We start from the raw sequence: 19,697 nt of genomic DNA on the forward strand, positions 1-19,697 counted from the left end.
ATCACCTGGTCCTGGATGCGACTACTTCTCCCTGGAGAGTCCATGTCCTCGCCTCGGTGATCCTGACATCCACCAGCTTACCGGCAAGATCCGCTGTATTTCCTGGGATATGGACCAGCTTATTTGTGCGAGTCCGGCCCTCAAGGAAGTCTGGGTCAGTCTCACTCTGCCCCTCTACCAACACCTCTTGAACGCTGCCCAACAATGCCTGATTCTTCTTCAGACTTATGGCGTTCTGAGCTTCGATGAGGCGATAGATTCTCTCGTGCTTGACATCCTCGGGCACCTGTTCCGGCAGGCTCGCGGCCTTCGTCCCTCTGCGGGGCGAAAAGATAAAAGTGAAGGCTGAATCGAACTCTATCTCCCGCACCGCGTCTAGCGTCGCCTCGAAATCAGTGTCAGTCTCACTAGGGAAACCCACAATCAGGTCTGTCGTGATGGCTGAATGAGGAATCCTGCTGCGAATCTTGTTCACCAATGTCTTGTAGCCATCAATGGTATAACCCCTTCCCATGAGCTTCAGGATCCTATCAGAGCCCGCCTGGAGCGGCAGGTGGAAATTCTCGCAGACCTTGTCAGCTGTCGCTACCACATCAATGAGTCTATCAGAAAAATCTCTGGGGTGGCTTGTGGTATACCGGATCCTCGCTATGCCTTCCACATCGTTCAACATAAGCAAGAGGTCCGGGAAATCCACCCGGGGGGAAAGCCCTTTCCCATAGGAATTCACGTTCTGGCCCAGGAGGGTCACTTCCTTATAGCCTTCCTGGGCTAGTTCCTTCACTTCCGTCAAGATATCCTCCGGCCGCCTTGAACGCTCCCTGCCCCGGACATACGGAACGATGCAGTATGAGCAAAAGTTATTGCAACCATACATGATAGTGACCCAGGCCTTGAGCCTGCCCTGCCGTCTCACTGGCAGGCCTTCGATGATCTCCTGCTCCTTTTCCCATATTTCAAACGCCCGGCGGCCGGCCTGCACCTCCTTGAGAAGATCGGGCAAGCGGTGAATGTTGTGAGGCCCAAACACCAGATCCACGTGAGGCAGCTTTTTTCGAATTTCCTCCGCCTCGCCGGGCTGCTGGACCATACAGCCGGCAATGCCAATTATGACGTCAGGATTCTTCTTCTTGAGTGCCTTAAGGTCTCCAACCTGTCCATAGACCTTTCGCTCGGGGTTCTCCCGGACACAACAGGTGTTATATAGTATAACATCTGCAGAGTGAGGATCATCAACAGGCCTGTACCCTTCCTTTTCAAGAAGCCCTGCCATGACCTCGGAATCATGCTCGTTCATCTGGCACCCGAAGGTTACTATATGGTAATATTTCTGGGTTCCATTATTCATAAAAGTGCCGCAAAACCCCCGTAAGTCCTTCAATGAAGGAGGACGAAGGAAATTGCGGCTTCTCTCCCTCTCATATGTGTCATCAATAACCATTCTACCGTCGAACGAGGGACATGTCAATCGTTGTAGACCGCGGCGCACCACTTGCGATATCTTGCCACTCTTCCATGCACCACGTCATTATACAGCTCCTGAAGCTTTCTCGTGATAGGCCCTACCTCTCCAGTTCCCACCGGGCGGTGGTCCACTTCTATGACGGGCGATATCTGAGCTCCTGTGCCGCAGAGGAAACACTCGTCCGTTGTGTATAACTCTGTCCTGTCGATCCGGCGTTCCACGGTCTCGATGCCGAGCTCATCTTTTGCAAGCTCTATGATGGTGTTACGAGTGATGCCCTCCAGAATGTCTTCTGTAGAAGGCGTGGTAACAAGCTTCCCACATTTGACCAGGAAGAGATTCTCAGCGCTCCCCTCGGAGAGATGCCCGTCTCCTGACAGGAATATGGCCTCATCATAGCCATTCTGCAAAGCTTCGGATTTGGCGAGGGCAGCGTTCACATATGCTCCATTGACTTTGGCCCGGGGCGGGATTATATTGTCTTCCAAGTGCCTCCAGGTGGAGACCTGTACCCTTATGCCTTTATTTACGTCGAGATAATCACCAAAAGGCACTCCAAATACCAGGAAATCATCGTCCAGCCCCACGAGTTTCACGCCGATGGCCTTCGAACTCTTGTAAGCGATCGGCCTTATATAGACGTCTTCACGGAATTCGCTCCGCCGGAGAGCCTCCAGGGTGACCTCACACATCCCGTCAACTGACAGGACCGGTTTGATTTGAAGGATCTTACACGAATTTACCAGCCTCTCATAGTGTTCTTTCATACGGAATACAAAAAGCTGGTTTTCTTCCGGCGAATAGTAGGCCCTGATGCCCTCGAAACAGGCAGTCCCGTACATAAATGCATGGGTCATTACACTGATCTTTGCATCTTCTAGCGGCACATAGTTGCCTTCAAAGTAAGCATATGACTTTGGCATAACCACTCCATCTCCTTATATCTCATGAAATTCATCTTAGAAGCAGCCTGATGGCACTTTCACGCTCCTGATTGTGCCACCTAGGCTTCCATAGAGGCACATCCCTTGGGTCTTACAGGCGGCGACTCATAGCCCTATGATTCTATGCCTTTGAGGATAGCGCCTTTGCTTCCGGACTCCACTGATATTGAATATCTGGCTAGGTATCCTTCGCGGACTTTTGGAGCCGGTGGCTTCCATTCACTCAGCCTGCGTTCTATTTCATCATTGGATACCATCAACTCGAGACGCCTTCCTGGTATGTCTATTACTATTTCGTCGCCATCCCGCACCGCGGCGATGGGCCCGCCGACCGCGGCCTCAGGTGAAACATGGCCTATGGCAGCCCCTCTTGTGGCCCCAGAGAATCTCCCATCTGTAATGAGACCGACCTTACTATCCAGCCCCATTCCCGCAAGAGCGGATGTAGGAGTGAGCATTTCTCTCATGCCCGGTCCGCCTCGAGGTCCCTCGTATCGAATTACGACAACATCCCCTGGCTTGATAGCCCCAGTAAAGATAGCAGATGTGGCCTCATCCTCAGAGTCAAAAACTCTGGCCTTGCCCGTATATTTCATCATCTCGGGAAGCACTGCGGACTGTTTGACAACGGCCCCACCCGGGGCTAGATTGCCTTTTAGAATCGCAAGCCCTCCCTGGGCGTGATATGGTCGATCTAGCGGGCGAATGACCTCTTCGTCAAGAATGCGGGCGCCCATTATGTTTTCCTTCGCCAATCGGCCGGTGCATGTGAGATGGTCCCCTTCCAGAAGCCCTCCATCCAGCAGGATCTTCATGACCGCCTGAATGCCTCCTGCATAGAAAAGATCCTGAATATGATAGGGCCCGCCTGGGCTCATGTTGCAAATATGGGGCGTCCGCCGGCTGATATCATCGAAGGTCTCCAAACTCAAATCAACTCCGGCCTCGTGGGCGACTGCAGTGAGATGCAGCACCGTATTTGTGGATCCACCTAGGGCGACGTCAACTGTTATGGCACTCCTGAAGGCCGCCTCGGTCATTATATCACGGGGTCTGATATCTTTCCGGAGAAGATCCATCACCTGCCGCCCGGCCTGGCGAGCAAGGGCTATCCTCGCTCCCATGACTGCAGGTATCGTACCGTTTCCTGGCAATCCCATGCCCAAGGCTTCAACAAGGCAATTCATGGTGTTCGCCGTGAACATGCCTGCACATGAGCCGCATCCAGGACAGGCGGAGTTTTCTATCTCAAGGAGTTCTTCCTGAGACATTCGACCAGACTTGACTGCGCCAACGGCTTCGAAGACCGTGTTCAAGTCTATATCCCTTCCGGCTAGCTTCCCTGTAAGCATAGGCCCGCCACTTACAATGATGCTCGGGATATTCAATCTGGCAGCTGCCATCAGCATTGCAGGCACCGTCTTATCACAATTGCATATCATAACCAGCGCATCAAATTGATGGGCCTTTGCCATGAGCTCTATACTGTCGGTTATGAGCTCCCTGCTCGGCAGCGAATACTTCATTCCCTCATGGTTCATGGCTATTCCATCGCACACGCCTATTGTGGAGAAAACAACGGGGGTGCCCCCTTCGGAAGCGACGCCAAGCCTTGCAGCGTCCACCAACCTCCCCAGGTGGACATGCCCGGGAATGATCTCATTTTCAGTGCTCACTATACCCACCCAGGGCCTAGATATATCACTATCACCATAGCCTATGGCCTTCAACAAAGATCTATGGGGGGCTCTCTCTACCCCTTCCTTTGCAGCTTCACTTGGCACTCTTCTCACCTTCTCTGCTCTTCTCTATCAGTCCTCGGGTCCGCAGTAGATCGACTTTATGAATGGGCTCATTGCTTCGCCCGGGTGATGCCTGCAAGTCTATGGGCAGTATAAGGCACAAGGCCCCCGGCCCGAATGATCTCCTCCATAAATGGCGGGAAGCCCACAAACCTGTAGGTCTCGCCCGTGGTCTCATTCCTTATGATGCCGGCCGCTTCATCTACCTCGACTAGATCTCCTTCCCGGATCTTCTCCGACGCCTCCTGTGACTCAAAGACAGGCAAGCCGATGTTTATTGCATTTCTAAAGAAGATCCGCGCAAATGATGCGGCTATGACACAGGAGACTCCGCATGCCTTTATGGCGATAGGAGCATGTTCACGGGAACTCCCGCAGCCAAAGTTGCTCCCGGCGACAATTATATCGCCGGGCTTGACCTTGCCCGAAAACCCAGGATCCGCATCTTCCATACAGTGCCCGGCTAGTTCTGCGGGATCCGAGGTATTGAGGTAGCGAGCGGGTATAATAAGATCGGTGTCTATATTGTTGCCAAACTTCCAGACTCTCCCGGTTATCATTATGGTTGCACCCCCAGTTCTTCCGGACTCCCAATCCTGCCCAGGACAGCAGATGCCGCGGCTATTGCAGGATTTGCCAGGTAGACTTCGCTCTTCGGATGACCCATACGTCCTACAAAATTACGGTTGGTTGTAGAGATCGCTCGTTCACCTTCGGCAAGTATTCCCATATGCCCACCGAGACATGGCCCACATGTTGGAGTGCTGACAGCCGCCCCCGCCTCTATGAAAACCATTATGATGCCTTCTTGAAGAGCCTTTGCATAGATCTCTTGCGTCCCAGGGATCACGATGAGCCTTACATCAGGATGTACCTTTTTCCCCTGCAGGACCTTGGCAGCAATCCTCAGGTCCTCCAGGCGCCCGTTTGTGCAGGATCCTATTACGGCCTGATCAATGGGGATGTTCCCGACCTCGCTTATGGGCTTTGAATTCTCTGGAAGGTGAGGGAAAGCGACCTGAGGCTCAATAGTTCCCACATCGAATTCAAATATGTCAGCATAACTGGCATCAGGATCTGATCTTACGATCTCAAATTCCCTTTTGAGGCGACCTTTCAGGTATTCCAGGGTCTTTTCGTCAGGCTCGAAGATACCATTTTTTGCCCCGGCCTCGATGGCCATATTTGCCATGGTGAAACGGTCGCTCATCTGGAGGTCTGCTACAGCCTCTCCGGTGAACTCCATAGCCTTGTACAGAGCGCCATCAACGCCTATGTGGGCTATTGTGCGAAGGATCAGATCCTTGCCGCTGACCCAGGGGCGGCGTTTTCCAAAATAAATGAATTTGAGGGTTTCTGGAACCCTGAGCCAAACCTCCCCTGTAGCCATGGCACAAGCCATATCAGTACTCCCCACGCCGGTGGCGAAAGCTCCAAGCGCCCCATAGGTGCATGTATGGGAGTCGGCGCCTATGATGAGATCCCCTGGAGCTATAAGCCCTTGATCCGGCAAAAGGACATGCTCGATTCCCATTCGTCCCACTTCAAAATAATGGACAAGGCCTTGCTCTCTGGCAAAAAGCCGGACAGCTCTAGCCTGTTCTGCGGATTTTATATCTTTATTAGGAGTGAAATGGTCCGGCACTATGACTATCTTTTCCTTATCGAAAACGGATTTCGCGCCGATCTTCTTAAACTCCTTGAGGGCCGCAGGGGTGGTCACATCGTTGCCGAGGACGAGATCGACCCTGCAGTTGGCAAATTCACCTGCCCTGATCTCACCTGTGGATGAATGCGCTCCCAGGATCTTCTCTGTGATTGTGAATGGCACTTTGCTTCATCCTCTCCCTTCACCGAATTATACGGCGTCGGAAATGGGCTTTCCCGCCGGATACTTATTGAGCGGCCAAGACTCTTCTGTTGTCATTTGAATGAACATACAATATTTATGGTAAATCTATCACTGCGCCAGAATGATGTCAACAGGATGACGGAAAAACGGAAAGATATGTGTGACCCCCGCGGGGAGTTGGCGGCATCAACCATCATGTCGATGCATCTACCGCAGGATCCTATTTATGATCCAGCCCGCGTATGGTAACCTTCTGCACTCGTCGACGGTGACCTCGCGGATCAGGAGCAAAGCCATGAGATAGATGGGGATGGTCATAAAGATACAGGCTATGGTAGCAAGGCTGGATGACGGCAGGATCAAAAGCAAGAAACCATAGGCATAGCGAATGAGGGGCCCTAGAATGAGACTTATGGCCGTTACCCTCAATGCAGAGGCAATGTCCAGTATATCTCCAAGGACCTGCGCCGCCGCCGCGAAATTGAAGAAAGCAACTATGGCGAAGCCGGTGATGGTTCCGAAGGCTGCGCCTCTGATTCCAAGGCCGGGTATACCAGCAAGATAATAGTTGAGGCCAGCTCCTGTGCCGATCCCTATCAAGAGGTTACGCGCCGTGACAAGCGGCATCCCAAGACCATGGAGCAGGCCAGAGATAGTCTGCTGCAGGCACAGGAAGATTACGCCCGCGGCCAGAACACTGAGCGGGTTCCCCGCCTCACGACAGCCAAAGAGCAAGTCACATATAGGCCAGGCCAGCTCCCGCAGCCCCACAAAGGCGGGCAAGGCAATAATCAGGGTGAATCTGATGGCCTCCCTTGCCCTAGCCCGTGCGCCTGCAAGATTTCCCTTGCTCATGCTCGCCGATATTATAGGGACGAGGCTGGTGGCAAAGGCGGTAGTGAAAACTGTAGGAAGGGCGATGAGGCTCATGCCCATTGCGGACAGCTGACCATATAATGCGGTAGCCTCCGCCATAGATTTGCCGGAAAGCCTCAGCCTGGCCGGGATGATGGCTGCATTGGCCAGATCACCGAGGGGCGCTATCAATGACCCTATTGTGAGGGGAATTGCGAAAGAAACGAGCTCTCCAAGAATTGAAAGATAATCTTCGTTGGAATCAATATGAGATGACAGTGCCGGCCGCTTGCCAGCCCGTTCATAGATGTAAATAGCAATGAGAACAAGGAGACCTGCAAATGCCCCCCCTACGGCACCCATGGCTGAACCGGCTGCTGAGAATTCCACCCCTCTCGGCAGCAAAATGTAAGCCAGAAATAGAGCCAGGCTCACCCTTACCACTTGTTCCGAGAGCTGGGAGAGAGCTGTGGGCAACATGATCTGCCGTCCCTGGAAATACCCACGGAATGCCGACATCACCGCCACCAGAAACACCGCCGGGGCTATATTCTTGACGGTATAATATGAACGGGGATCGCCAAGGAAGCGTCTGGCAATCGTAGACGCTCCCAGAGAGAGAAAAACAGAGAATGCTATTCCGGTTACCAGAAGGAAAATGAGGGATACCCGGAAGACCCTCAGTGCATTTGTCTCCTCACCACGCGCCAATCTTTCCGAAACCAACTTGGAGATGGCAATGGGAAGGCCTGAAGACGAGACTACGAGGATAGTCCCATAGACTGAATAAGCCATCTGGTAAAGGCCAATGCCTTCGGCTCCGATGAGACGCGTGAGAGGAATAAGATAGATGGCCCCTAAGGCCTTGTTGATGAGACCGGTAATGGTAAGCAGCATCGCTCCCTGAAGAAAGGATTGACGTCTCATGTCCCGCATAATTTCCTTCGCCTCTTATGTGGCTGAAAGGAGTCCCCTGAGTATTACGATAGGCGTTTTCTGATCATCATTTCCAAAAGGATTATCACTCAAGACCTGAGCCAGGACTTCATCTGAGACGGGAGCAGTGGAGCCAATGATATCTACAAACCCCTTATCATTTACGTCAGCAATGACTGCATGAGCTTTGACAGCCTCTTTTATCTTCTTGACCACCTCACTGGAATTGACCGGACCCAATACCACATGTTTATCAAAAGGAGGCATGGTACCAGCGATATCATCTATCAATGCCAGTGACTTTCCAGCCACCCGGTAGAAATCCCCCTTTCTCCCCACCACACGCCCAAGACCGGCTGCCAGGGTTCCCAAAAGAATGCGAGGGACGCCTACTTCCTGGATGGCAAGCTGCATGGCCGGCGGAGTGGCAAGACTCCCGTCTTTTCCGGGGAAACGACACAGAAAACGCGCAAGCAAGGAAGGGTTTACATCCTTTGGCAATACGGCTCTTCCCTGGGTAATTGCCGCGACACTCTCTGCGATACAGATGATGTCACCAGGGCGAACAATGTCTCCTGCATATCTGAGAATGATCTGGACTAGATCATCTTCCTCGGAGATGATATGAGTCCTGAGGGGAATCTTTTCCAGTCGGCCATATGATGGCGGCGATTTGGTCTGGGAGAAATAATCCGCAAGGCCGCAGAGGATGCCCTCGGCAGCTCGTTCATGGAAGACGGGACTCCTCAGCAACCCTTCTTCCACCCAGTTGGTGATGGTCACGACCTCAACCTGGCACATAGGGATCTCTAAGCCCGAAATGAAACCAGCCGGGGTTTCGCTGATGCCTCTATCAGGTATATTCAATCTGTTCAAAAGACCACGTTGAATAAAGGCGGCAAGGTCCTTGCTCCCCTTCGCCCTGGGATTGTATAGGGTGCGCGCGCCACATACCTCATGATCGGCTGATGAGCCCATGTGAAGACTGATTACCGCCTCAGCCCGATAAGCCCTGGCCATTTTGGCCTTGCGGGCGGCCGGAACAAGATAATCTCCTTGCCTTGCGAGAACCGGCAGCGCCTTGGACTGTCTCAAGAGCTTTTGAAGGCAACCGGCAATATGCATCACCACGTCCTTTTCCAGGAGGTTTACAGGGCCACGGGCGCCTTTATCAATGCCCCCGTGGCCAGGATCGATCAACAATGAACGTCCTTTCAAGACTTGCTCTATGGAATCATGAAACACTTCTATGACACATCGCTCAGGGCTTCCGGGGGATTTCGTCACCTTCATGGTCGAAGGGCGAAGGTAGTTTATGGTGAGGAGGACGGAACCTAAAGGAAGTTCCTTTATCTCCAGGTCCTTTATCACTCCATCATGAATTTTCAGATTCTCGTCCAGGGTATTGAGTCGGGAAGAAGGAAATTCTATATCAACATGAAATCTATCTTCTTTTAGCACCCGCCATGTAAGTGGGCCCAAAGACTCGACAGCTATCTGAGATGCCGTGTTCCTCAGGGCGGGGTTATGTAATTTGAGGATGCGGATATTGGTGATTATGCTCTTCATAGACCCCTTCCCCTTTCGCCAGGGTAACACTCTCACAAGGAACTTATGCTCATGCACCTGCAGATAGACATCAAAAGGCACACAATATAGCATATTCACGTCAAAGCCGAAAGCTACCCGGCGATGTAGGGGCCTACCATGTAAAGGTCAATTTGCTCTTTTTACTCTTTCACCATCCCTTGCCATCCTGGCGTTTTCCAGAATCTCGCGGGCATGTCTCAAGGTGATCTCGCTAGTTTCATTTCCAGAGAGCATTCGAGCTAGTTCCACCACCCTTTCTTGGTCCTCGAGTTTAGCCACATTGGACCTGGTGCGTCCACCTATCACCTCCTTGGAAATATAAAAATGCGAGTCGCCTGCTCCAGCTATTTGCGCTAGATGAGTCACGCAAAGCACCTGCCTGACCTTGCCGATGGACGCCAATTTCTGCGCGACCTTAGCAGCGGCCCTCCCTCCAATTCCGGCGTCTATTTCATCAAAGATCAGCGTAAGGATTTCATCTGCTTCTGCAAGGACCGTCCTGATGGCCAGCATGATACGAGAAAGCTCGCCCCCGCTGGCGACCCTCGAAAGGGGCTTTGGCTCCTCACCAGGGTTGGCTGATATCAAGAATTCGACCTGATCTACGCCCTTCGGCCCGAGATCGAGCAGTTTCCCATTTACCGGTATTCCATCCGGGCTTTCCCTCGAAGTAAAATTGATCTCGAAAACAGCGTCCTGCATTGCCAGGTCGTTTAATTCTCGTGAGATGCGATTTGATAATTCTTTGGCGACCTCCTTGCGCATCCTGGATAACGAACCACAAAGCTCTCCAAGCTCCCCTTTGATCTTGTCTATTTCCTTCTTTAAGAGAGATGCGCGTTCACTGCTGTTGGATATGCGGCTCAATTCAGACTCGATTTTTTCCGCATACTCCATGAGTTCGGCCACAGTCTTCCCGTATTTCCGCCTGAGTCTCTGTATGAGGGCCAGCCTGCTCTCGACCTCAGCCAAACGATCAGGCCGGAATTCTATACGGTCTGCGTAGCCCCTGACATCACGCGACACCTCGGAGATTTGGGTCAAAGCACCCTCTAAAGCTTCACATAGCGGCTGAAGGCTCGGATCTAAAGCCAACGCGGCCTGGAGCTCGGATAGCGATAGTGCGAGGAGATCTTGCGCCGCCATGTGTTCGCCATCACCTGAGTAGAGTAAAGAATATGCTTTTGTGGCATGGGAGTACAGCTTCTCGCTGTTGGCTAGGATCGTCCTCTCCGAAGAGAGCTTTTCTTCTTCATCTGCCGTGAGCTTGGCGGATCGTATCTCGTCCAGTTCAAAACGCAGAAGTTCTACCTTGCTGGCAAGCTGCTTCCCATCGGCTGTGACGGTTTCGAGTTCCTTCGTCAAATCTCTTAGCTTCTTGACAAGGTCTTCCACCCTTCCCCGCAACAGCAGAATCTCTGGGCCGGCGAATGCGTCGAGAAGCTCCAGCTGCTTGTCAGGCCGCAAGAGAGATTGATGTTCATGTTGGCCATGGATGTCAACCAGGTAACTTCCTATCTGGCTCATCACTCCTGCAGTGGTGAGGTTACCATTTACCTTGCATCTTGAACGGCCCGAAGATGTGATTTCCCGCGAAAAGACCAAAAGCCCATCGGCGTCCGGGGGAAATCCAGCGTCCGTAAGCTGCTTTGCCGTCTGGGATCCGGGCGGTACATAAAAAGAACACTCGATAAATGCGCTATCAGAGCCTTGACGGATCATTTCAGAAGATCCTCGGCCTCCCAGCAGTAGACTGATTGCATCGACAATCATAGTCTTTCCGGCGCCTGTCTCCCCGGTCAGCACATTGAGGCCCCGATCAAACATGATGGTAAGGTCTTCGATCAGGCCAAAATTGGACACATGAAGATCCTGAAGCATTTGGCCAACCCAGCCTCCCCTTTCGAGCTAGCTTCTCATTTTGCTGAACTTCTCGAAAAGCTCTTCCACCCGGGATTTCGATTTTACGACGATCAAGATCGTATCGTCCCCCGCTATTGTGCCGATGATCCCATCCCATGCTACAGCATCAATGGCAGCAGCCACGGCATGGGCGTTCCCGGTCAAGGTACGTATCACAATGAGATTCTCGCTGAAATCCAGGCTGATGACAGATTCCTTGAACACCTGCGCCAAACGCCTGTGCAGATCACCGGCGGCACGCTCGTGCGGTATGGCATACCGGTAACGTCCCTCTCTCGTTGGGAGTTTCACAAGATGGAGTTCCTTTATGTCTCGCGAAATGGTGGCCTGAGTCACGTCGAAACCATAGTTGCTGAGTTCTTGCACAAGTTCCTCCTGGGTCTCTATTTCCTTCTCCTTGATCAACTCCAGGATCTTGGCATGACGCGCTAACTTCACCCCATCTATACACCTCCAAAGAAACTTGCAGGATTTTACACCCTTCCTTCTGCCAGTCGCGCGCGGAGCACCTCATAGAAATTCCACTCGCCCAGCCGGACCAGCTTTGTTATAGCAGCGGCTCTGCGCACTACGACTTCATCTTTATTGGCCAATTTAAAACCAACCTGGCCATCCATTGTCAGCATGACCTCTTCATGGGTAGCGGAAACCACCACCCGCACGCTCTCATCCTCGGCTGCCACAATTGACCTTGCGAAAAGGGTATGCGGGCAAATGAAAGTCACGATCAGGGTGCGCACACATGGGTTTACGATAGGCCCACCGGCTGACAGGGAATAAGCGGTGGATCCCGTCGGAGTTGCCACTATGACGCCGTCTGCCGGGTATGTTCCAATATAATGGGCATCAATATAGGTTTCGAGCCTGATCATCCTGGCAAAAGCACCTTTGGTGATTACCGCGTCATTCAGTCCTATGAACCTCTCGATCTCCTCGCCGTCCCTGATGACACCAGCCTCTAACATCATCCTGTCCTCAACGGAATAACGGCCAGACAAGAGCTTCGATAGAGCATCCTTGAGACCCGACAGATCTACCTCCGTCAAGAACCCAAGGTGCCCGACATTCACCCCGAGTATTGGCACGCCAGTTCCGGCAAGATCTCTAGAAGCTGCTAGAAGAGCCCCATCACCACCCAGCACGATGGCGAGGTCGATTTTCTTTCCAACATCCTTGGTCCCGAAGGAAAGCTCCCTCATTCCGAAAAACTCGGCAGTCTGTGGATCTACAAGGGCCTGGCCACCCATCTCGCTGATCCACTCCATGAGCTTTCGAGTGGTTGAAAGTGCGTCCTTCTTGCCAAGATGAGGTATCAAACCGATCTTAGTCATGAAAATGCCCCCACTTGTGCCTTCGCGACGACCTCACTTATCTGGGCCTGAAGTTCATCTCGCGAGGTGGTCCCATCTTCCTCTGGCTTAGGTCCCAAGAGAAGAAAGAACTCAATATTGCCCTTAGGCCCCTTGATCTTTGAATAAGTCAACCCTCGATACCCAAAACCATGAGAGAGAGCAAAATCTATTATACTATTTATCACTTCTCTGTGGACCCTGGGGTCCTTCACCACTCCGCCCTTGCCGACTTTCTCGCGACCAGCTTCAAACTGGGGCTTTATCAATATGAGGATTTGGCCCGATGGTTTCACAAATTCTCTCAATAGGTCAAGAAATTTGGTGACTGAGATAAAAGAAACGTCAACAGTGATGATATCTGCCTTCTCCGGGAAGATGTCAGGGCTGGCATGACGGATATTGACGCCTTCCAGGGTGACCACTCTCGGGTCTTCTCTCAACTTCCAGATGAGCTGTCCTTTTCCTACATCCACAGCGTATACTTTCCGGGCTCCATGCCTGAGGAGGCAGTCAGTAAAACCGCCTGTAGAGGCGCCGATGTCGATAGCGACCTTATCCCGAACATCGATATCAAGGTCAATGAGGGCCCCTTCCAGCTTGATCCCACCGCGACTCACATAACGATCCGAAAGGGCTCTTACCTCAACCTGTGAAGATATCGCCACCATGGTCCCTGGCTTATCCTCAACCATCCCATTTACTGACACTTCCCTGGCCATTATCGAGCGCCTTGCTTTTTCTCTCGTCTCGAAAAATCCAAGCCGGACAAGTAACATGTCCAGCCGCATCTTTTCATCGGCTTTACCCGGACACATCAGAATCATGCCTCAACATACGAGATTCTATCTGGGAAAGAATATGCGCTGCGATTCTATCAGCGCGGAGTCCACACCTCTCGAGAAGTAGATCACGATCGCCATGCTCTACGAATCTGTCAGGTAGCCCAAAATGAATGATAGGAATGGAACCCAAACCGCGCTCATAAAGGGCATGGGTCACTCCTTCACCAAAACCTCCCGTCAGAATGTTCTCCTCTATGGTCGCAACCAGACGCGTCCTGCTTGCAAAGCGCTCTATAGTCTTCACGTCAATTGGTTTCGCTGCCCTTGAATTAATAACTGAAGCTCTAACTCCATTTTTGGATAAAAACCTAGCGCAGTCAAGGGCGACCGTCACCATGCTGCCGATGGCTATCAAGGCAACATCATCGCCTTCCTTAACGACCTCACAAGATAAGGGATCCAAAGATGCCGATGCCCGTTTGCCCACAGTGAAAATAGGCCGCGCCGCGCTGCGTGGGTATCTTATTGCAACGGGTCCTCTTGCCAGAACCGCCCACCTCAACATATCCCGGAGCTCATTGCCATCAGCTGGCGCGAGAATCGTCATGCCTGGTATGGACCTCATATAAGAAATATCAAAAGCTCCGTGATGAGTGGGGCCATCCTCGCCAACCAGCCCCGCTCTATCTATGGCAAAGACAACATGTAGTTTTTGGAGCGCTACATCGTGTATAATTTGGTCATATGCTCTCTGGAGGAAGGTGGAATAAATGGCCACGATAGGGACCATCCCCATGGATGCGAGGCCGGCCGCAAGGGTGACGGCGTGCTGCTCAGCTATCCCAACGTCGAAGAACCGATCAGGAAAACGGCTTGCGAATTGAGCGAGACCACTGCCATCAGTCATGGCGGCAGTGATAGCCACTATCCGCTGATCCTGCGATCCCAGCTCAACGACGGCATCACTAAAGAAATCAGTAAACCATGGTCCCGAAGTCGATTTGGGTCGCCCTGATGCAACATCGAACGGCCCGACTCCGTGGAATTTTCTTGGATCTTCCTCGCTCGGTCCATATCCTTTGCCTTTCTTGGTTATCACATGGATGAGGACTGGACCGCCCTTTTCCCTGGCATCTTTGATGGTCCGCTCAATGGCAATGATGTCATGTCCATCGATGGGTCCAAGGTAGGTAAATCCTAAATCCTCAAATAACATCCCCGGTATAATGAGGTATTTGATGCTGCCTTTGACACGCTTCACCGCGTATGACAGCCTATCTCCAACAGCTGGAATGCTCCCTACCAGCCGCTCCACATCTCCCTTTACTTGCCTTATCCTAGGATGCAGTCGTATCCGAGCCAGATAGGATTGAAGGGCGCCTACATTTTTTGAAATCGACATTTCATTGTCATTCAGTATAACGATCAGATCTTTCCCGATGTGCCCAGCATGATTGAGAGCCTCAAAAGCCATTCCCCCAGTCAAGGACCCATCGCCGATAATTGCGATCACCGTGAACCTATCGCCTGCCAGATCTCTGGCAATGCACATGCCAAGGGCAGCGGAAATGGATGTACTGGAATGCCCTGTAGCAAATTGATCGTGTGGACTCTCATCAGGCCTGGGGAATCCGCTGATTCCGCCATATTTCCTAATTGTCTTGAACTCTTTGAGCCTGCCGGTCAGAATCTTGTGGGCATAGCTCTGATGACCAACATCCCAGATTATCTTGTCATATGGGCTGTCTAGAGCCCGATGGACAGCGATGGCAAGCTCTACGGTTCCGAGACTCGGGGCAAGATGGCCGCCATTTTGTGATATAACTTCAACAATCTCCTCCCGTATTTCTTGGGCAAGCTGCTCCAATTCATGTATATTGAGATTCTTCAAATCCCGCGGCAGGTCAAGCGTATCAAGCAGCCTTGGCTGCGTCACTCATCTCGCCCCCTCCTTATACGGTTACCATTAGAATCGTTATTACCCCCACCAGATCTATTGTTTCTTCTCTCGTTGTTTTTAAATTTGCGCCTGCGTGATGCTTTGAGGTCATTTTCGAAAAATCTCAATCCCGTGACTCTCTCGAGCCATTCCAACTGTCTCCCGATGAAAACCACGATGCCAGTAGCCTCATCCATGGCAAATCCCTTGCCGAAGGCCTTCCCGCTTACTGTCAAGGCAGCTACCAGAGCGGTCATAAGTATGGCGGAAATGTCTTCATCCAGATGCCTGTAAATGGTTAGTAGGCGGAAAACTATGCCCGCTCCGATAGCTCCACTGAGAGTACCACAAATGTCCCCGACGACATCGTTGCAGAAATTCGCCACGCGATCTGCATTTCTCACTATTTGGATGGCTTTGCGGGAACCGGGGACCTTCTTGGTTGCCATCGCGTGGAAAGGGCGTTCGTTTGCTTTCGTAGCCGCAACCCCAACGATGTCGAAAGCTATTCCCGTTATCACGATCACCGCCAGGACGATCAACCCAGGGATGATCCCGATATGGCCTAATGCAATTTGGGAAATAAAAGCGAAGGTTATAGAAAGTGAAAAAGTCAGGATCCAGACACGTAGAGTCTGCCCCAACCTGCTTCGCAAGCTGTCATGTCACCTCAACTTAATAAAAGACCCCGGCGCGTTTTCCCACGCTCGGGGCGGCGGGTGGCATCACGTTGAGTAAATATTGTGCCTTCAGGTCTAGCTAGTTTTCCTAGCGATACACCACAGCGTTACCGCCATGGCGGTTTCCCTTTACGATCGCTCCCTGATGTCGCCAGTCAGAGGGCTAGATTGCCACTTAGTGCACACCGCAATCCCCAACGTGGCCCGATAGCGAACAGCCTAGGAGTTTTCCTCAACGGCGCCTTCCGACCTCTAGCCTCTTTTGCGATCAGGCTTTCAGACACCCCCAAAATCCCCGGATATCAAATCCGGATAGCTCTAGGATATCATCCCGCGCTGACCGCGCAAGGCAGGCTACACTGCACCCAGCACAGCCTAGGACAATCGCTCCTGGTATAGCACCGAGTGCAGGTTTTATCCCAAGCCGTAATGCGTTCACTGAGCCAGGAGCACCACGTACTTGGGTCTCCGCGAAGACAGGGTCCACGCCCGCATGCCATTGCGGATCGCCCAATCTTCTTAACCCCCAGCACCAACCCCCGACTGGGCGTCGGAAGCCAGCACCAGGGACTTCATCGATGTGCCCTTGACGGATTTTTAGGCCCGTCCTTGAGATCGGTGGCACCGACTAGGATACTGCGCCACCCACCCATGCAGGTGATATTATACCATATGGCGGCGACAGTATCAAGTTCAGCTGGATCTTTTAACCAATATCTGCGCCAGCTCCGCAAGGGGGGCTGCTGGAGGCCCCAAAATCTCCAGGTCGTCGAGCCCTTCTTTAGTCAATTCGTCGACTCTGGCGAGGGCATCCTTTGCAGACATGTAATCGAGAAAGGAAGTTCCAACCCTGACCCCTGCATTCCTTTTTGCTCGCAAATCCTCAGAGGCCCAGCATGAGCGGGAAAGAGACTTGACCCGGTCCTGTTGCCCGTCCAAGACGTCATCAACTATCTGAAAGGCCAGGCCAACCTTTTCTGCAAAGGAGGTCACGGCCATTAGCTCCTTTTCCCCCGCCTCTGCAGCAATGGCCCCGGAGCGCACAGCCGCTGTAAACAGCGCTCCTGTCTTATGTCTTGCAAGAGATATAACCCAGGCAGAGTCATAGCCGGATTTTGCGGCATGGTCCGTTGAACGCCATGTATCAACTTCCATCCCCTGACCGCCGACCATACCCAGGCTCCCGCAAGCGAAGGCGAGCTCATTCGCTATCTGCGTACATGCGCGGTAGCCAAGGAGTTCAACGGCTTCCCTCGCGGTGATCACCTCAAAGGCCAGGGAGAGCAAGGCATCTCCGGCCAGGAGGGCCATCGGGGAGCCGAATACACGGTGCACGGTAGGCCGCCCACGACGTTCATCGTCATCATCCATGCATGGCAGGTCATCGTGAATGAGCGAATAACTATGAATGAGTTCAATGGCGCATGCGGGCCGGATCGCCTTGTGATATGGCAGGCCTAGAGCCTCAGCAGTAAGCAATGTAAATATGGGCCGAAGCCTCTTACCTCCGGGAAACATAGCATATCGCATCGCCTTATGTAACGTGCAAGAGGGTCCATGATCTTCCCCCGGCATGATTTTGTCAAGGGTATCATCAATGAAATCCCTGAATCTGGAGATCTTCTCTTCGATCAACTGGCATCCCCTTCAGCTTTGAAAGGAACCTCAATTGGCTCTCCATCTTTGCCCTTCATCAAGAGAGATATCTTCATTTCAGCTTCATCGAGCCTCCTGGCGCATATCCTGAGGAGACCCATCCCCTCCTCGAAGAGAGTCAAAGACTCATCCAGGGTGAGATCCCCACCCTCCAGGGCCCGGACGATCTCTTCCAACCTAGCAAGGGCTTCCTCAAACCCCGGGGTCTTATCATTCTTGACTTTCTGCGCTATCTTCGTCATATATCCTGGCCTCCACCAATTTTCTGATATCGCACTCGATGGCGCCATCATTCACAATTACCTCAACATGGTCCCCTACATCTACTTGAAATATGCTCTTGACTACCCTGCGCTCCGGCAGGAGCCTGCATATGGAATAGCCCCTCTTGAGGGTCGCAAGAGGGCTCAAGGCCTCGAGCCGACCTGCAATGGCGGCCACCCGGTCCTTTGCCCTTTCCAGAATCCGGAGGATGTCGTCCTGGATCTCCCTGGCGGCATCATCAATCTGCTGCCTTTTGTCGCGAAGGCCCTCTTGAGGAGAGCGAAGCGCACGGGAATCAGCCAGTTCCTTAAGCCTTCTCCGGGAGGAATTTATCAAATTGGCCATCACCACATTCATGCGGGCAAAATACGAAGCCAGGGTAGATGATAGCTGCGCGCAATCGGGTACGGCCAATTCTGCCGCCGCTGATGGAGTAGGAGCTCTCCGGTCAGCGACAAAGTCGGCTATCGTGAAATCCGTCTCATGCCCTACAGCTGAGATCACCGGTACAGGACTGGCCGCTATGGCCCTTGCCACGCGCTCATCATTGAAAGCCCAGAGTTCCTCCATAGCGCCTCCGCCCCGACCTACGATGATCACATCAACATCCTTATAGCTATAAAGATGTTCGAGGGCGCTTACAATGCTGCCAGGAGCCTCATCTCCCTGAACCAGAGCGGGAGAAATCACGATATGAATCCCTCTGGCTCTCCGGGTTATGATGCTTATGATATCCCTGATGGCAGCTCCTGTAGGAGACGTGACTACCCCTACCGTGCGTGGAAATGCGGGAAGCGGGCGCTTGCGGGAGTCATCCAGCAGGCCCTCTTTAGCCAGTTTGTCCCTTAGCTCGAGAAATGCCAGGTACATGGCTCCTATGCCCGCCGGCTCCACCATCTCCACATAAAGCTGGTATTCTCCGCCCTTTTCATAAACGCCAACTGTCCCATAGGCAAAGACCGTCATACCATCTCGAATGGCGCATGTGAGCTTGCTATTCTGACTTCTGAACATTACGCACCTGAGGCGGGAAGATTCGTCCTTGAGGCTGAAATACATATGCCCAGAGGAATGGTGGTTAAAATTGATCACCTCGCCCCTCACCCAAATCCCTACGAGGGTGGGATCTCCCTCTATAAGCTCTTTCAGATATCGCGTAAGCTCGCTGACGCCGAAGACTCTAGGCTCAAGCAAGATAAACACCTCGAGACATGACTCTGCGCTGGCAATTATTCAGGCTGTTGGGATGAGTCCCTGCCAATCTCTTTGACTATCCTCGCTAGGACCCCGTTGACAAATCTTCCAGACTCATCGTCGCCGAATTTCTTTGCTATCTCTACCGCCTCATTTATCGTAACCCGAGGCGGGATATCTTTCATATATAGAAGCTCAAATATGGCGAGCCGGAGCACATTTAGATCCACAGCCGCTATTCTATCGAGCCTCCAGCCCTGCAGGTGACGAGAAATCAAATCATCAATGGCCTTCAGTTCCCGTTCAGTACCTGTTGCCAATTCTCTTAGAAATACTTCTTGGGAGGGAGGGATGGCGTGCTCTCTGATCTCGTTCGCAAGCCCCACTGCCACCGGGACCCTGCCCCGATCAAATTGGAACAGGACCCGCAAGGCACATTCCCGAAGTTCCCGTCGGGTCAAGA

Annotated in this window: 16 protein-coding genes and 1 pseudogene; all 17 read right to left on the reverse strand. The window is 52.4% G+C overall.

What is annotated here, in order from left to right; all coding sequences use genetic code 11:
• Window position 1: 1 nt before the first annotated feature.
• The gene (gene miaB / locus HPY52_05740) at window positions 2-1,348 is read right to left on the reverse strand and encodes a tRNA (N6-isopentenyl adenosine(37)-C2)-methylthiotransferase MiaB (GenBank protein ID NPV79763.1); all 1,347 of its coding nucleotides are present in this window, start codon (window positions 1,346-1,348) and stop codon (window positions 2-4) included.
• A 116-nt stretch (window positions 1,349-1,464) separates the two neighbouring features.
• Window positions 1,465-2,388 (reverse strand): branched-chain amino acid transaminase, encoded by a 924-nt coding sequence (locus tag HPY52_05745; protein ID NPV79764.1) that lies wholly within the window; start codon window positions 2,386-2,388, stop codon window positions 1,465-1,467.
• A gap of 134 nt (window positions 2,389-2,522) precedes the next feature.
• A complete protein-coding gene (gene ilvD, locus HPY52_05750) occupies window positions 2,523-4,193 on the reverse strand; it encodes a dihydroxy-acid dehydratase (GenBank protein ID NPV79765.1) in 1,671 nt (556 codons plus the stop codon).
• 68 nt (window positions 4,194-4,261) lie between these two features.
• The gene (gene leuD, locus HPY52_05755; protein NPV79766.1) at window positions 4,262-4,774 is read right to left on the reverse strand and encodes a 3-isopropylmalate dehydratase small subunit; all 513 of its coding nucleotides are present in this window, start codon (window positions 4,772-4,774) and stop codon (window positions 4,262-4,264) included.
• Window positions 4,771-6,042, reverse strand: coding sequence for a 3-isopropylmalate dehydratase large subunit (gene leuC, locus HPY52_05760; protein ID NPV79767.1), 1,272 nt, complete (start codon window positions 6,040-6,042; stop codon window positions 4,771-4,773). The genes leuD and leuC overlap by 4 nt, the downstream gene beginning before the upstream one ends.
• 228 nt (window positions 6,043-6,270) lie before the next feature.
• Entirely contained in the window at window positions 6,271-7,854 is a 1,584-nt protein-coding gene (locus HPY52_05765) for an oligosaccharide flippase family protein (protein NPV79768.1), read from the reverse strand.
• Window positions 7,855-7,869: 15 nt separating this feature from the next.
• Window positions 7,870-8,655 (reverse strand): F420-0:Gamma-glutamyl ligase, encoded by a 786-nt coding sequence (locus HPY52_05770; protein ID NPV79769.1) that lies wholly within the window; start codon window positions 8,653-8,655, stop codon window positions 7,870-7,872.
• 915 nt (window positions 8,656-9,570) lie between these two features.
• Window positions 9,571-11,325, reverse strand: coding sequence for a DNA repair protein RecN (gene recN / locus HPY52_05775; GenBank protein NPV79770.1), 1,755 nt, complete (start codon window positions 11,323-11,325; stop codon window positions 9,571-9,573).
• A 27-nt stretch (window positions 11,326-11,352) separates the two neighbouring features.
• Entirely contained in the window at window positions 11,353-11,805 is a 453-nt protein-coding gene (locus tag HPY52_05780) for an arginine repressor (GenBank protein ID NPV79771.1), read from the reverse strand.
• Between the two features lie 35 nt (window positions 11,806-11,840).
• Window positions 11,841-12,698: an NAD(+)/NADH kinase gene (locus HPY52_05785; protein NPV79772.1), complete on the reverse strand. Its 858-nt coding sequence runs from the start codon at window positions 12,696-12,698 to the stop codon at window positions 11,841-11,843.
• On the reverse strand, window positions 12,695-13,534 hold the full coding sequence (locus HPY52_05790) for a TlyA family RNA methyltransferase (GenBank protein NPV79773.1): 840 nt from the start codon (window positions 13,532-13,534) through the stop codon (window positions 12,695-12,697). The genes HPY52_05785 and HPY52_05790 overlap by 4 nt, the downstream gene beginning before the upstream one ends.
• Window positions 13,521-15,437: a 1-deoxy-D-xylulose-5-phosphate synthase gene (locus tag HPY52_05795; protein NPV79774.1), complete on the reverse strand. Its 1,917-nt coding sequence runs from the start codon at window positions 15,435-15,437 to the stop codon at window positions 13,521-13,523. Before HPY52_05795 ends, HPY52_05790 begins: the two co-directional genes overlap by 14 nt.
• 128 nt (window positions 15,438-15,565) lie before the next feature.
• A pseudogene (locus tag HPY52_05800) lies at window positions 15,566-16,096 on the reverse strand (hypothetical protein).
• A gap of 717 nt (window positions 16,097-16,813) precedes the next feature.
• On the reverse strand, window positions 16,814-17,755 hold the full coding sequence (locus HPY52_05805) for a polyprenyl synthetase family protein (GenBank protein NPV79775.1): 942 nt from the start codon (window positions 17,753-17,755) through the stop codon (window positions 16,814-16,816).
• Window positions 17,752-18,018: an exodeoxyribonuclease VII small subunit gene (xseB, locus tag HPY52_05810; protein ID NPV79776.1), complete on the reverse strand. Its 267-nt coding sequence runs from the start codon at window positions 18,016-18,018 to the stop codon at window positions 17,752-17,754. Before xseB ends, HPY52_05805 begins: the two co-directional genes overlap by 4 nt.
• The gene (xseA, locus tag HPY52_05815) at window positions 17,987-19,234 is read right to left on the reverse strand and encodes an exodeoxyribonuclease VII large subunit (GenBank protein NPV79777.1); all 1,248 of its coding nucleotides are present in this window, start codon (window positions 19,232-19,234) and stop codon (window positions 17,987-17,989) included. The genes xseB and xseA overlap by 32 nt, the downstream gene beginning before the upstream one ends.
• A gap of 35 nt (window positions 19,235-19,269) precedes the next feature.
• Window positions 19,270-19,695, reverse strand: coding sequence for a transcription antitermination factor NusB (gene nusB, locus HPY52_05820; GenBank protein ID NPV79778.1), 426 nt, complete (start codon window positions 19,693-19,695; stop codon window positions 19,270-19,272).
• Window positions 19,696-19,697 lie beyond the last annotated feature (2 nt).

Source organism: Bacillota bacterium, assembly GCA_013178415.1.
Classification (GTDB): Bacteria; Bacillota; SHA-98; order Ch115; family Ch115; genus Ch115.

Excerpts from the sequence above, each read along its gene's own strand:
- HPY52_05785 (NPV79772.1), bottom strand. The coding sequence starts at position 12,698 with ATGACTAAGATCGGTTTGATACCTCATCTTGGCAAGAAGGACGCACTT.
- xseB (NPV79776.1), bottom strand. The coding sequence starts at position 18,018 with ATGACGAAGATAGCGCAGAAAGTCAAGAATGATAAGACCCCGGGGTTT.
- HPY52_05765 (NPV79768.1), bottom strand. The coding sequence starts at position 7,854 with ATGCGGGACATGAGACGTCAATCCTTTCTTCAGGGAGCGATGCTGCTT.
- recN (NPV79770.1), bottom strand. The coding sequence starts at position 11,325 with ATGCTTCAGGATCTTCATGTGTCCAATTTTGGCCTGATCGAAGACCTT.
- HPY52_05745 (NPV79764.1), bottom strand. The coding sequence starts at position 2,388 with ATGCCAAAGTCATATGCTTACTTTGAAGGCAACTATGTGCCGCTAGAA.
- HPY52_05770 (NPV79769.1), bottom strand. The coding sequence starts at position 8,655 with ATGTGCCAGGTTGAGGTCGTGACCATCACCAACTGGGTGGAAGAAGGG.
- miaB (NPV79763.1), bottom strand. The coding sequence starts at position 1,348 with ATGAATAATGGAACCCAGAAATATTACCATATAGTAACCTTCGGGTGC.
- HPY52_05790 (NPV79773.1), bottom strand. The coding sequence starts at position 13,534 with ATGTGTCCGGGTAAAGCCGATGAAAAGATGCGGCTGGACATGTTACTT.